Source organism: Methylobacterium sp. WSM2598 (genome assembly GCF_000379105.1).
In the GTDB taxonomy this organism is placed as follows: domain Bacteria; phylum Pseudomonadota; class Alphaproteobacteria; order Rhizobiales; family Beijerinckiaceae; genus Methylobacterium.
The window spans coordinates 3,216,178-3,229,719 of record NZ_KB900609.1; the positions used below are offsets into that span (position 1 = coordinate 3,216,178).

Below are 13,542 nucleotides of genomic sequence, written 5' to 3' on the forward strand. Positions count from 1 at the left end.
CAGCTTGGCAACAATCTCCTCGGGCTTGGGTCGCTTCGCCATCTCGTCCGTCCTCCTGGCTCACAAGCCATACTTCAGGGCGGACCACTTCAAGGGGGGCTGACCAAACCGCACTCCCTGGCTCGCATACGATGTTCATGCACCAGTGCAGGCCGTAGGAGCGGTAGACGTAGGCGTGTCCCGGTAGGCCGAACATGCTGGCGTTTCGCCGGGTCGGTCCGGCGAAGCTGTGCGAGGCCGGATCGGACCGGCCGTAGGCCTCGGCTTCCACAATGACACCGCCCACCCCGTCGACCAGCAATTGGCAACCGATCAGGGCGGCGGCAACGTTGGCTGCTGGGCGATCGAACCAGGAGAGGTGGATCTGGGCCATTAGGGTTGGTAGATCAATTCATCCTGGAAGTGGTGCTGGTTCGAAGGTCGCACGGTCGGTTTCTCACGACGGAGATCGACGAGGGCGCAGTGCCCCCGTTTCCTCGCCCGATCAGCGACAAGCTGCGCTGTCGAGCCGGATCTTACACGTGGTTCTTTGGTGGTCGAGATCTGAAGTGTCGGATTTCCTCGCCCGAAGGAGCCCCTGGAGCCGCCTTGGCGTCAGATGCCGATGCGAGCCGAGGACGCGCGCTTTCCCGCCGAACTCGCGTCCGGCTTGTTCAGCAATGCGCCACCTCCGGACATTCGCTGGATGCTGCCGGAGTGGCTGCACATCGCCCGATAGCAGACCTTGCGAGATTGCCTGGATCGCCCCGGGCTCTCCTGCTGTGCGCATAAGGGCGGCGTATGGAACCAGGCACGTCGGCTGTGACATGAGGAGCCGCAACCGAACCCATCCGGATCTCTAAACCACGATCACCTAAGATGTGCTCCCGACTCCTTCCAGACGATCTCAGCGATTGTCTCCGATATACCTTTATGAATGTGTTATTGACATTTGGCTGACCGAATCACCTCAAATTAAGGGTCGATCTTATTCACCGGCATCTTGCGCCTGTCTAAATAAAGACAACACGCGGAATTCTTGCTTACACTGATGGCATAAACGGGAGAGTGCCTTGTCGATTGGAGCCGTGCAGGGATACAGGACCACGCGTGCCACGTTGGCCGGCGGCAGGGACCCTGTGAGGCGATGCAGTCTCGCTATCTCGATCAACGCCTCAAGCTCGCACATCTCCGCCTCGTCGACGCGCTTGAGATGCATCGGAGCCTGCTCAGGGCCGCGACGATCCTCGGAGTGACGCAGCCGGCCCTCACCAAGAGCCTGCGCGAGATCGAGGACATCCTTCAGGCCCGGCTCTTCGAGCGGCATGCACGAGGCGTGCGTGTGTTTCGGCGTGCAACTTTGACCCCCTGAGGCGGGGGATCGGCGTCCAATTCTGACCCCCTGAAGCTTGCTCTCGCAGACTGCCCTTCGGGACGACCGGACGGGTGGTGGGGGGATGAAGGGCGTGGACACGATTGCGCGCATACGGCGCGAGTTCTTCACCCGCGGCCGCGCGATCAAGGACATCGCCCGCGACCTGCACGTCTCTCGCAACACCGTGCGCAAGGTCATCCGCTCAGGTGCAACCACCTTCACTTACGAACGCGAGGTGCAGCCCTTGCCCAAGCTCGGGCCGTGGCGGGACGACCTCGATCGGATGCTGGCCGCCAACGCCGGCAAGTCGCGCCGCGAGCGGCTGACCCTGATCCGGATCTTCGAGGCCCTGCGGGGGCTCGGCTACGAGGGCGGCTATGATGCCGTCCGTCGCTACGCCAAGACCTGGAAGCGCGAGCAGACCTCCGTGACGGCACCCGCCTTCGTGCCGCTCTCGTTCGCGCCGGGCGAGGCTTACCAGTTCGACTGGAGCCACGAGATCGTGCTGGTCGCCGGCGTCACCACGACGGTCAAGGTCGCTCACGTCCGGCTCTGCCACTCGCGCATGCTGTTCGTGCGCGCCTACCCGCGCGAGAGCCAAGAGATGGTCTTCGACGCCCACGATCGGGCCTTCGCCTTCTTCAAGGGCGCCTGTCAGCGCGGCATCTACGACAACATGAAGACCGCCGTGGAGACGATCTTCGTCGGGCGCGAGCGCGCCTACAACCGCCGCTTCCTGCAGATGTGCTCGCACTACCTCGTCGAGCCGGTGGCCTGCACGCCTTCCTCGGGCTGGGAGAAGGGCCAGGTCGAGAACCAGGTCGGGCTGGTGCGCGAGCGCCTGTTCACGCCGCGGGTGCGGGTGAGGAGCTACGAGGAGCTCAACGCCCTGCTGCTCGACGGGGTCGTCGCCTACGCCAAGGCCCACCCTCATCCCGAGCAGCGCGATCTGACGATCTGGCAGGCCTTCGAGGCGGAGCGGGCGGTGCTGGTGCCCTATGCCGGGCGCTTCGATGGCTTCCACGCCGTGCCGGCGGCCGTGTCCTCGACCTGCCTCGTGCGCTTCGACAACAACAAGTACTCGGTCCTCGCCTCCGCGATCGGTCGCCCGGTCGAGGTCCGCGCCTATGCCGAGCGCATCGAGATCCGCCAGGATGGGCGCGTGGTCGGCGATCACGCCCGTGCCTTCGGCCGCGGTCAGACCGTCTACGATCCCTGGCACTACGTGCCCGTGCTCGCCCGCAAGCCCGGCGCGCTCAGGAACGGCGCGCCCTTCCGGGACTGGGTGCTGCCCGCCGCGCTCGACCGGGTCCGGCGCAAGCTCGCCGGCAGCGCCGACGGCGATCGCCAGATGGTCGAGATCCTCACCGCCGTCCTCGGCGACGGGCTCCCTGCGGTCGAGGCGGCCTGTGCCAAGGCGCTGCGCGAGGGCGTGCACTCGGCCGACGTGATCCTCAACATCCTGGCCCGGCAGCGCGAGCCCGCCGCGCCCGTCACCCTCCTGACGCCCGAGAGCCTGCGGCTGCGCCACGAGCCAACCGCGGACTGCGCCCGCTACGATACCTTGAGGAGAGCGTCGTGATGGAACGCCAGCAGATCCTCGCCACCATGGGCGAACTCAAGCTGTACGGGATGAAGGCGGCCTACGACGAGATCATCAAGGTCGCCGTGAAGCGCAGCCACGAGCCGCAGCAGGTGGTGGGCGACCTGCTGCAGGCGGAGATCAGCGAGAAGCAGGCGCGCTCGATCCGCTACCAGATGACGATCGCCAAGTTGCCGCTGGCCAAGGACCTGGCGGAGTTCGCCTTCGCCGGGACGCCGATCAACGAGGGGCTGGTGCGCGATCTCTCCAGCGGGGAGTTCCTGGCCCACCAGCGCAACGTCGTGCTGGTCGGCGGCACCGGCACGGGCAAGACGCACTTGGCCATCGCGATCGCGCGCGCCTGCATCCAGGACGGGGCGCGGGGCCGCTTCTACACCGTGGTCGACCTCGTCAACCGGCTCGAAGCCGAGGCCCGCGCCGGCCGGCAGGGGCGCATCGTCGACCATCTTGCCCGGATCGACTTCGTGGTGCTGGACGAACTCGGCTACCTCCCGTTCGCGCAGTCGGGCGGTCAGCTGCTGTTCCACCTGATCAGCCGGCTCTACGAGACGACCTCGATCGTGGTGACGACCAACCTGGCGTTCGGCGAGTGGCCGGCGGTGTTCGCCGGCGATGCGAAGATGACCACCGCGCTGCTCGACCGGCTGACCCACCACTGCGAGATCGTCGAGACCGGCAACGAGAGCTGGCGCTTCAAGAACCGTGCTTGAGGTCGCCAGCGCCTTGCGCCTCCTGGACCCCTGATCAGCCCGGCTGCGCTTCCCCGACCGGCTCCGCCGGGCTGATCAGGGGCGTCACACCGCACCCATCCAGGGGGTCAATTTTGGACGCCGATCTGGGGTCAACATTCCACGCCGTTTGACACATGAGGGCGCGTCGGCGCACGACTGACATCCGCCTCCTCTGCGCCGGACCCGGCCGCGTCTGTCAGGCGCTGTCGATCACGGGCGAGTACGACGGTCGTCCGCTCGAGGGCGCGTCGGCGCACGACTGACATCCGCCTCCTCTGCGCCGGACCCGGCCGCGTCTGTCAGGCGCTGTCGATCACGGGCGAGTACGACGGTCGTCCGCTCGATCGCGCCCCGTTCGAAGTGCTGGCGGGAGATCGGCCCGTCGCGGTCAGCTCTGGCCGCCGCATCGGCATCACGCGTGCAGTTGAGACACCTTGGCGGTTCGTTCTCGAGGGCTCCCGCTTCGCGAGCCGGCCAACCCCGCGCACCAGGACGGCCTCGCGTAAGAACACCGGGTCCCGCGCGGAGCCTCGTTCCTAGTCTACCCCAGGTTGAGGACGTCCCGTCCCGGACTCGGATTTGCTCCAGACAAACGCGGGCAGAGCGCCAGTGCCCCGCCGCTTTCTATAGCATCCCTTAACCCGTGGACCACTCTCACCGGTCCACTTTGCCGAACACGATGTCGAGGGTGCCCAGGATGCACGAGATATCGGCCAGCAGGTGCCTACGGCACAGCAATCCACCGCCTGCAAGTGAGCGAAGCAGGACGAGCGTACTTTGCAACCATAGGCTTCGCTCCACCCGCGACAAGCCAACAAAGGCCGCGCTGATAGCCACCGCCCGCAAGCTTCTCGTCACGCTCAATGCCATGCTAGCCACAGGCACCGACTACACCGTGCCAGCGACCGACTGATTACAGTTGCCGGGAAACCCGGGGCGGTTCAGGGCGACCGCGAATGACGCCCTGCCCGGAGCCAATGTGAAGTGGGCGAAGCTGCCCTGCTTCAGCTGCAGCAACGTCCTGACGTCAGTCCCGCCTGGAGCCGTGGCGACTGGATGCACGGGAAGCCGGGCGGTTGCAAACCTCTCCATCTCAAGCCTCCCCCCAAAGCTCGTGAGCCAGGGATCAGGACCACGCTTCGGGATTACCGGTCCAGATGCAACCGGTCGCTTATTGCTGCTGCTGGATCCGGACGGGCTGGTCTATGTGGAACACGCCAGCGGAACCAAACCGCTTCCGGTAATCCGCCTCGATTTCACTCAAGCGAGCCTGAGCATCGCCCGCGTTCGGATGGATCACGATCAGGATCCGGGTTCGGGTTAACGGGCCTGAGCTTCTCAACCCCCTGCCAAGCCCTTCCAAGAGGGTGAGCCCAGCAGGAAAGCGAGGCACGACAACCTCCGACAGGAACTCCTCCCAGGCCTGCTGGCTGACGCTCTGCCCAGCCCCCATGTCTGATCCGAAATAGATCTCACTCTTCACGCCGTCCGTTTGCAGCGGGGTCGGGCTCTGGGCACCGGCAGCACCGGCGAGGCACGACCATGCCACAGCGGCGGACATAAGGTTCAGGATCTGTCGGCGGTTTGGCAAAGATGCCTCCTAACACCACGGGACAAGTTGCCTGAAGATCAAACGACCTCCCGCACACCGGGAGTGAAGCGTACACCGGATCGACTCATCATCCGAGTTCAAACGTGGTGATGCCGTAGATGCGTGAGAGCGGGAGATCCGGGGCCGGTCCTCGGTACATCCGCGCTGTCTCAAACACCGGCGAGAGGCCATGACGAGCGGCCAAGTCCAGGGCCTGCCCATTGGGCTCGGGGCCGTCGAGGAAAATAGGTGCGCCCTGGACCTGGGCCACGAGTGCTCGAAAAAGCAGGTCGGCTCCGTGCGGCGCGTCCGCGAACAGGGGGCCGATCTTGAACCCTTCCCGGCAGGCCCGAACGACGCCATAGCCGGTAACCGACCCGTCCTCGACGAGGGCCATGCCCGTGCGGCGGTCGGGCCGGAACCAGCAGCGCAGGAACGTACCCCGTTCCCCAGGGAAGAACGCCCGGTCGTATTGGATCACGTACTGCAACAGTTCGGAGCCGATGGAGGTAAGCCTGGGGTCGTCTGGTCTCTGGCATCTAGGCGTGCCGCCAAACCGGACATTCCGGTGAGCAAGCGCGAAGCCTGACTTCATGTAGTTGTCCTGCTGCGCGACGACTCCATCGAGACCAACCGTGCGGTCCCCGGCCCGTTCCATGGCGGCCTGCCAGATCTGGTAGCCGTAGCCCCGACCACGTCGCTCCGGTCGGACAATGTAGAAGCCCAGGAACGCGAATGTTGCCCCGTAGCGAACGAGGGAGATGCAGGCGACAGGGTCTGTCCCGACATATGCGATCAGAAACCCGCCCGGATCTGCGGCATAAAAGCAGTCGGCGTCGGCGAGACCGGGGTTCCAGGCCTCCTGCGCAGCCCACTCGACCGCCAACTCAAGCTCGTCCCGGGTCGCTCGTCTGATTGCGGTGCTATCGCCAGTCATTCGCGGGCTTCAGTCAGGGCGGTGGTGGGCATGCCAGTGCCGGGCAAGATCGACCCTGCGGCACAGCCATACCCGCCTCTGGCTCTGGATATAATCCAGGAACTGCATGACAGCCGCCGCACGCCCAGGTCGCCCCGCCAGCCGACAGTGAAGACCGACGTTCATCATCTTCGGGCTGCGCTCGCCCTCTCGGTAGAGCACGTCGAAGCTGTCCTCCAGGTATGTGAAAAACTGGTCGCCGCTGTTGAAGCCCTGGGCGGTCGCGAAGCGCATGTCGTTGGCGTCGAGAGTGTACGGAACCACAAGGTGAGGCCCGTGCGGTCCCTCGACCCAGTACGGAAGGTCGTCGGCATAGGAATAAGAGTCGTAGAGGAAGCCGCCTTCCTGCATGACGAGCTTGCGGGTGTTGATCGAGCATCGGCCCGTGTACCAGCCGAGGGGCCGCTCCCCCGCGACCTCCGTCTGAATCCGGATCGCCTCTCTGAGATGCTCGCGTTCTTCCTGCTCCGAGAAATCCCGGTACTCTATCCAACGCAGGCCATGGGACGCGATCTCCCATCCCGCCTCCGTCATGGCTGACACAGCTTCGGGGTTCCGCGCCAAAGCCATCGCCACCCCGAAGGCGGTGATGGGCACGCCGCGCTCGCTGAACATCCTCCAGACACGCCAGAAGCCAGCACGCGAGCCGTACTCGTAGAGGGATTCCATGTTGGGGTGACGCTGGCCGGGCCAAGGCTGAGCACCAATGACCTCCGACAGGAATGCCTCGGAAGCCGGATCGCCATGCAGGACCGAGTTCTCTCCGCCCTCCTCGTAATTGAGGACGAACTGGACCGCGATCTGCGCGCCGTCAGGCCACTCCGGGTGTACCGGTCGACGGCCGTATCCGACCATGTTTCGGGGATAAGCTGCGGGGGTCACCGTCTGGCTGCCCTGCCTTGTGCTACGAGCGCGAGCACAGCACGAAAGGGGTCAGCCAGCAATATCGGATGCCGCATTGGGCGCGGCCTCCAAGCCATCAGCTTGAAGGTTGGTCCCATTTGCCGCCAAGCCGCTTTCCCACTCGGCCCCAATATTGTGCAGCGCACTCAGGAGCTTATGCCGCGATCATAACGCTTGACGAAATCCGTCATAATTTAATGCGGATCAAAGAGGTTCTGCAAGGCTTGAATCGGTAGCAAGGTGGCACGACTTAGGTGCAATGCGGTCGACACAGTAATTTGTGTAGTCGGCTAAAATGAATGTGCTTGCTTGCTAAATTCAAGCATTGTGCATTCACAATGCTTAAAGACCAGAATCAGGATGATTTTCAATCATAACAACAATAATGGCAATCAATACAAGATGAACGAGAGCATTGTCGAAACGGCAAGTGCAAACATCGATAAGGCCGCCGAGCAGGGCGGGCAGTTTGTTGATGCCGCTCGGGATCGCCTGAATCAAATGTCCGCTCTGCGCGAGCAAGTCAGCGAGAACACTAAGCAGATCGTGCAGAGATGCGTCGAGACGGCCGCGCAGCAGGCCCGTGAGGCCGGTGAGCGCTTCACCAAGACGCTGGGCTTTACTGGCGAGGACAGCGAGCGCCCGGCCCGTCAGTCCAACCAGAACGTGGAAGCCGTCACGCGCTGCGGCACGGTTCTGACCCAAGCCTTCCAGGATGCCTCCCGGAGCTGGTTCGAGTTGAGCCAGAAGCAGTGGCAGCGCAACCTCGACGGCCTCAGCAAGCTGGCCCGTGCCAGGTCGGTCCAGGAGTTCGTCACGATCCAGAGCGAACTGGTTCGCGAGGGCCTGCAGCACATCGTTCAGGACAGCCGGACAATTACCGCAACCTCGGCTCGCGCCATCGAGGACGCCAGCAAAACGTTCTCCAGCATGGCTCAGCAGAGCTCGACTGCCGTTCGCTGAGGCGTCACCACCTAACCCGCGCACATCGAAGCTCGGCGACAAGCTGGAGGGGCGGCTTCGGGCTGCCTCCACGGAGCAGCCTGGGCCGGTGACGATTTCTGCGATCACGCCGCTCGCAAGCTTCCAAGCGACGCCGGACAAACAGAAAACAATCAGATTAGACGCGCGGTGATATACCATATTCTAACATGCTACGAGGTAAACAATGACCACGATTAGACAACTGATACAGACCAGCCCCACAAAAGCTAACGAGCTCTTCGCAGCGCTCGCCGACACCTCGAACAATGCGGTAAAGACGCGCGAGCGCCTCCTGAGCGACCTTAGGTCCGAGCTGGAGCTCCTGGCCAACTTAGAAGAGGAGCACCTGTTCCCGGTTCTCCGAAAGCACAAGGAAACCAAAGACCTCGTCACCGCAGCGCTGAACGACAACAAACAGACTCGCAAGCTACTGGCTGAGCTAGAGCAGACGCCAAAGGGCAGCGAGGAGTTTGGCTCGAAGGTCGCCGAGCTGCGGAAGGTCTTCCAGCAAAGCGTGCGGGACGAACGCAAAGACCTGCTGCCGGCGGTCCTGAAGGCGCTGAGTGACAACGAGGCACAGGCCATCGTCGAGAAGATCGAGGACGGGAAGGCCGAAGCCGAAGAAGCAAGGCGCGCCGAGGCTGAGCAGCGCCGGGCCGAGCAAAGGCAAGAGCGTGAGCAGGCCGAGAAGCTCCTCGCCGAGCAGAAGGAAGCCGCCGATCGCGAGCGCAAGACCCGAGAGGCCGCCCGGCAGACTGCCGACCAGGTAGCACAGACTGCTGAAGCTGCCGCTGTGAGCACCCGCAAGGTGGCCCAGAGCGCTGCAGAGGCCGTTCAGCGTGTCGCGACCGCCCCGTTGAGCACAGGCTCGTTCTTCTTTGACGCGATGTTTGGGATGTGGGGCGTGCCATCGGGTCGTTCCCTGGCGCGCTCCAGCAACGCCTCGGCATCCAGGAGCCAGGTGTCGACCCAGGAAGAGGAAGTCATCCCGCTCGCGGAAGAGACGCTGATCGTGGGCAAGCGCACGGAGAACAGCGGCACGACCACGGTGCGCCGCTACGTCGTCGAGGTGCCGACCGAGCAGCAGGTGACGCTGTATCACGAGAAGGTCGTAGTTGAGCGGCGCAGGCCCGTCACTGATCAGGTAACCGGAGAGACCTTGACCGAACTCGCCGTCGAGATGGTTGAGACCTCTGAGGTGCCGCTCGTAGGCAAGGGGGTGAGAGTCAAGGAAGAAGTCGTGGTCCGCAAGGAGCGCACGAAGCGTGTTGAGACCGTGCGGGACACGATCCGGCGGGATGAGGTCGAGATCTCCAACGCGAGTGGGCGCTCCGGCGACAGGCGAGCTGCACTCGCGTACAGCCGCAAGTAGAGGCTGACAGCCGATACAAGCGGGCCGCGGTCGATGTACCGGCCGCGGCCTCTGACCACGAGATCGCGTCGAGCACCCTCGATGGCAGTCTGACCTGACCTTGAGCTATGCGGGAGATCGGGTGACGCGCTGGGCGTGAAGGCGGCGTATCGAGGCGGGTGTCGAGCCTGCCAGAACCTCTCAGCGAGAGCGAGATGGGGTGGACGGACCGTGGCGGCAGCGACGTATCACGGTGCGTTGGTTCAACCTCAATCGAAAGAGCGCCCCGATGACGAACACACTGGTTGGCCTCGATACGGCAAAGTCTGTGTTTCAGCTGCACATCGTTGATGCGGCTGGAGGCGTGACGCGGCGCATCGAGACGGTGCGTGACACGGTGCGGCGCGACGAGGTAGATATCTCGAATACGAGAGAGCGCTCGAGCAACAAGCGCGCTGAAGTGGCTTATAGCCGCAAGTAAGCTACTGATACTTCCATGTGAGGAGAGGCAGTCACCGTCTTCGACTGCGTCTCCTCATTTTGCGTCAGATTATTTGCGCCTAATTCTGCATTTTCTATGGTCAATTTCGATTGTATGTTCTTGTTTTGATTGGAATATGACTCCGTATCTCAATGTGTGACATAGACCTGCAGCAGATTGACATAGTTAGACACAGAATGTGCTTAGACGCCTGCTGCCGCGCGCCTAGCGCTCGTATCTCGGGGCCGCGCTGGCGGCTATCGCGGGCGGCGGTAACCGCAAACGCAGCCCCGGAAACCGCACCACGTTACCGGTCCTCCGGCAGATCTGCTCAGCCTCGGTGTTCGAGGGGCGCACTGGCTGGCCCTCCACCTGTCGCCGGGCACGACTGAGCTATGTCAGCTATTCCGCGCTGCTCACGGTCGTGATGTTTATCAGAGGCTTGGCACCTTCACATGGCCGAACAGCGGTAGCCGGGAGCCTGTCGCGATCCCGACCCCAGTGCGGTCTGTGCCGTCTGGATGCAGGCACCGGCGTGAGCTGCGGCCACCGCGGGCGCAGCTCACTGATCGGGAGATGGAGAGCCGGAATAGGCAGTCTCCCTGCCCCTCGGACCAGCTCAGGCGGCTCTGGCGCGCGGGCGCTCCGAGGCCTGATCAACGGCTCTGACCACCTGCTCGGGTGCAAGGTGGTGGATCATGTGCCCCAGGCCCGGAACGACGATCAATGCGCTCTGCGGCAGCGCACGGTGCAGCCGCTCCGATTGGCGGCCGACGTCGGCTACCTGATCGTCCGCCCCCGCGATGATTACGACCGGCAGCTTCAGGTCGCGGTAGTGCTCCTGAAGCTCCACCGTAACCGGCGTCATCAGGGCCGCGTCCTCTGCCGAGGCCCGCAGCTGAGACGGGCGCAGCATGAGGGCCTTCGGGAACTCTTCGTCGAAGCGCTCCGGCACCGGGGCCGGGGCGAACATCGCCTTGATCAAGCCCGGCAGGATCAGCCGGGAGACCACCGGTGACACCGTGTAGCGCATCACGTCCCCGAGCACCGGGATCGCCGGCGGCGAGAACAGCACCACGTCGGCGCGCAGCGTCGGGTAGTAGTAGCCGGAAGCCAGCACCAGGCTGCGCACCAGCTGCGGCGCCTGCAGGGCGAGGGCGACCGCGACCAGGCTGCCCCACGAGTGGCCGAGCACCACCGCCTGCCTGATGCCGAGCCGCCGCAGCGCCTTCTCGAACAGCGTCGCGTGGGCCCGCGGCGTCCACAGGGCGCGCGGCCGCTCGCTGTAGCCGTAGCCGGGCCGGTCGATGAGGATGACGCGGTAGCGCGTGGCGAGGTCCTCGACGATGCCGCTGACCAGGAAGTCCTGGATCATGGTGCCGTTGCCGTGGATGAGCACCAGCGGCTCGCCGCGGCCGCGCTCGAGGTAGTGCAGGCGCACGCCGTCGACAGTCATGAAGCGGCCGATCGGCGGGTGGCGGCGTTCCGCCTCGCGCGTCTTGGCAACCGAGTAGAGCGCGGAAGCTCCGAGCGTGGCTGCCGCTCCCAGCAGGGTCGGGGCGAGCCAGCTCCGGGTGTTGGAAAACTGCGTCATCGTGGAGTTTTATCTCTGTTGGGGCATCGCGCTGATCGATGGGATCGATCCGACGTGAGGCCGCTGCGTTTCACGGACAGGCACCCCTGCGAACTACGCGGCTGTCAGGCGCCTGGTGTTCGCGGCCACGTGCTCGCGGTAGCGGGACACGACCGTCTCGGGCGAACCGCCTGTCATCAGCGTCCTGGTCGCCTCGATGGCAGCACCGATCTTCTCGGTGACCATCGCGGTCGCCTCCTCGCATCCATCCCGTCCGCCCCAGGCCAGCCTGACGAGCCGGAGCTCGATCACCTTCTGGGCCTCGAGGGCGAGCATCGTGGAGCTGAGGAGGAGGAAGAAGAGGTTGTACATCACCGACTCTGCGCCGCGCGGCGCTGGAGCCTGTGCGACTGAGGCAGGAGAAGGGGCGGCCGACGCAGTCGCCCCTCGCGCGGGTTGCCACGCCCCGAGGTGTTCGGCTCGGGGCGCTACGCGCCTCAGCGGGTGAGCGTGGAGCTCTGCTGGGCGACTGCCGGCCGCAGCCTCCGCGTCCACGTAATCCAGCATCATGCCCTCGATGTCTGCGGGTCCGATCACGATCGCTCCTCGGCGGTCATGTTGCACCGCACAATGAGAACAGGTGACACGCGTCCCGGGTTCCAGGTCGATCTGTCTCAGCGCGTGGCTCCGCCTGTGCGGAGTTCAGCCGCCCCCGAGGGTGGCGTGGAGCCCGCTCCCGGGGCGGCGTCCGGAATATGTCGGCCGAGAGAAAAGCCTCTGCCTGCTGCCGAGCGATGGCGCCTCATGACGACCGCGGAGGACCTGCCCTCCGATCGGGCGTTGATCCTGCCGTCGCTCTCGCCTCGATCTGAAGATTAGATGCCTGACGCACGCGCTCGAGCCGCGCACCGCCGCCCCATCACCAGACCTTGCTGTGACGCTCGACACGGCGGTGCGCCTCGCCCACCTGTTCGGAACCGAGCTGAAGGCTTGGCTTGCTCTCCAGCAAGCCTACAATCGCTGGCACGCCAAGCAGCGCTTGGTTGGCACGCGACGCGGTATCCCCGACTAGCCTTGCCGGCCAACCTACTCACCGAGATCGATTTCCATGACCGCGCCCACTGAGCCGAGCAGGAAGGCCCTGTTCGGCATCGCCGGCCTCGACGACATCCTGGGCGGCGGCCTCACCCGCGACCGCCTCTACCTGCTCGAGGGTAACCCTGGGACGGGCAAGACCACGATCGCGCTGCAGTTCCTGCTCGAGGGCGCTAAAGCCGGCGAGGCCGGCCTCTACATCACCCTCTCGGAAACCAAACAGGAGCTGTGCGACAACGCCGCCTCCCACGGCTGGAACCTCGACGACCAGATCACGATTTTCGAACTCGTGCCGCCCGAGAGCCTGTTCGAGGAGAGTCAGCAACAGAGCCTGCTCTACTCCTCCGACCTCGAACTCCGCGAGAGCACGCGCGCCATCCTGCAGGCGGTCGAGGCGCGCAAGCCCGCCCGCATCGTGCTCGACAGCCTGTCGGAGATCCGGCTGCTCGCCGGCGACTCCCTGCGCTACCGCCGGCAGATCCTGGCGCTCAAGCACTACTTCGCCGGCCAAGGGGCCACCGTGCTGATGCTCGACGACCTCACCGCCGACATCATGGACAAGACCGTCCACAGCGTCGCCCAGGGTGTTGTCCACCTGGAGGGGATGGCACCCGAGTACGGGGCCGAGCGGCGGCGCCTGCGCATCGCCAAGTACCGCGGCCAGCGCTTCCGCGGCGGCTACCACGACTTCACCATCGCGACAGGCGGCGTGCAGGTCTTCCCCCGCCTGATCTCGCTGGAGCACAAGACCACCTTCGCGCGCACCCAGCTGGCGAGCGGCATCAACGAACTCGATGCTCTCCTGGGTGGCGGCATCGAGCAGGGGTCGAGCACCCTGATCCTGGGACCGGCCGGCACCGGCAAGTCGCTGCTGGCCATCCAGTACGTGCGCGCGGCCGT

The 13,542-nt window shown here is 64.7% G+C and carries 12 protein-coding genes and 4 pseudogenes; 9 read left to right on the top strand and 7 right to left on the bottom strand.

The window, feature by feature from the left end:
- Positions 1–373, bottom strand: a 373-nt coding sequence (locus MET2598_RS39200; protein WP_198293062.1) for a DNA-3-methyladenine glycosylase, incomplete at its 3' end; no start/stop codon positions are given.
- An 819-nt stretch (positions 374–1,192) separates the two neighbouring features.
- On the opposite strand from MET2598_RS39200, the gene MET2598_RS43750 reads away from it, so the two are divergent.
- The 5 genes and pseudogenes from MET2598_RS43750 to MET2598_RS38145 all read left to right on the top strand — a co-directional run.
- Positions 1,193–1,351 (top strand): helix-turn-helix domain-containing protein, encoded by a 159-nt coding sequence (locus MET2598_RS43750; RefSeq protein WP_442919010.1) that lies wholly within the window; start codon positions 1,193–1,195, stop codon positions 1,349–1,351.
- A gap of 85 nt (positions 1,352–1,436) precedes the next feature.
- A pseudogene (gene istA / locus MET2598_RS0115215) lies at positions 1,437–2,930 on the top strand (IS21 family transposase); the annotation flags it as partial.
- Between the two features lie 5 nt (positions 2,931–2,935).
- Positions 2,936–3,667 (top strand): IS21-like element helper ATPase IstB, encoded by a 732-nt coding sequence (gene istB / locus MET2598_RS0115220; RefSeq protein WP_018261411.1) that lies wholly within the window; start codon positions 2,936–2,938, stop codon positions 3,665–3,667.
- A gap of 155 nt (positions 3,668–3,822) precedes the next feature.
- On the top strand, positions 3,823–3,951 hold the full coding sequence (locus tag MET2598_RS43755; protein ID WP_018261412.1) for a DNA-3-methyladenine glycosylase: 129 nt from the start codon (positions 3,823–3,825) through the stop codon (positions 3,949–3,951).
- Positions 3,938–4,228: pseudogene (locus MET2598_RS38145) on the top strand (DNA-3-methyladenine glycosylase); the annotation flags it as partial. The gene MET2598_RS43755 and the pseudogene MET2598_RS38145, both read left to right, overlap by 14 nt.
- Before the next feature lie 114 nt (positions 4,229–4,342).
- Here the strand turns inward: MET2598_RS38145 and MET2598_RS0115230 are convergent.
- The 4 genes and pseudogenes from MET2598_RS0115230 to puuE all read right to left on the bottom strand — a co-directional run.
- Positions 4,343–4,476, bottom strand: a pseudogene (locus MET2598_RS0115230) (NADH-quinone oxidoreductase subunit D); the annotation flags it as partial.
- Positions 4,477–4,859: 383 nt separating this feature from the next.
- Positions 4,860–5,171, bottom strand: coding sequence for a DUF3574 domain-containing protein (locus tag MET2598_RS0115235; RefSeq protein WP_236728725.1), 312 nt, complete (start codon positions 5,169–5,171; stop codon positions 4,860–4,862).
- A 196-nt stretch (positions 5,172–5,367) separates the two neighbouring features.
- On the bottom strand, positions 5,368–6,216 hold the full coding sequence (locus MET2598_RS0115240) for a GNAT family N-acetyltransferase (RefSeq protein ID WP_018261414.1): 849 nt from the start codon (positions 6,214–6,216) through the stop codon (positions 5,368–5,370).
- Positions 6,217–6,231: 15 nt separating this feature from the next.
- A pseudogene (gene puuE, locus MET2598_RS0115245) lies at positions 6,232–7,110 on the bottom strand (allantoinase PuuE); the annotation flags it as partial.
- 408 nt (positions 7,111–7,518) lie between these two features.
- Here puuE and MET2598_RS36550 point away from each other — a divergent pair.
- The 3 genes from MET2598_RS36550 to MET2598_RS41105 all read left to right on the top strand — a co-directional run bounded on the left by MET2598_RS36550 (position 7,519) and on the right by MET2598_RS41105 (position 9,974).
- Positions 7,519–8,121: a phasin family protein gene (locus tag MET2598_RS36550; RefSeq protein WP_026190739.1), complete on the top strand. Its 603-nt coding sequence runs from the start codon at positions 7,519–7,521 to the stop codon at positions 8,119–8,121.
- 205 nt (positions 8,122–8,326) lie between these two features.
- On the top strand, positions 8,327–9,514 hold the full coding sequence (locus tag MET2598_RS0115255; protein ID WP_018261417.1) for a YsnF/AvaK domain-containing protein: 1,188 nt from the start codon (positions 8,327–8,329) through the stop codon (positions 9,512–9,514).
- Positions 9,515–9,782: 268 nt separating this feature from the next.
- The gene (locus MET2598_RS41105) at positions 9,783–9,974 is read left to right on the top strand and encodes a hypothetical protein (RefSeq protein WP_157182163.1); all 192 of its coding nucleotides are present in this window, start codon (positions 9,783–9,785) and stop codon (positions 9,972–9,974) included.
- A gap of 619 nt (positions 9,975–10,593) precedes the next feature.
- Here MET2598_RS41105 and MET2598_RS0115260 read toward each other — a convergent pair.
- Together MET2598_RS0115260 and MET2598_RS0115265 are read right to left on the bottom strand one after the other, a co-directional pair.
- Positions 10,594–11,568, bottom strand: coding sequence for an alpha/beta fold hydrolase (locus MET2598_RS0115260; protein ID WP_018261418.1), 975 nt, complete (start codon positions 11,566–11,568; stop codon positions 10,594–10,596).
- A gap of 93 nt (positions 11,569–11,661) precedes the next feature.
- Positions 11,662–11,919 (bottom strand): hypothetical protein, encoded by a 258-nt coding sequence (locus MET2598_RS0115265; RefSeq protein WP_018261419.1) that lies wholly within the window; start codon positions 11,917–11,919, stop codon positions 11,662–11,664.
- Between the two features lie 736 nt (positions 11,920–12,655).
- On the opposite strand from MET2598_RS0115265, the gene MET2598_RS36555 reads away from it, so the two are divergent.
- On the top strand, positions 12,656–13,542 hold an 887-nt coding region (locus MET2598_RS36555; RefSeq protein ID WP_018261420.1), incomplete at its 3' end, for an ATPase domain-containing protein.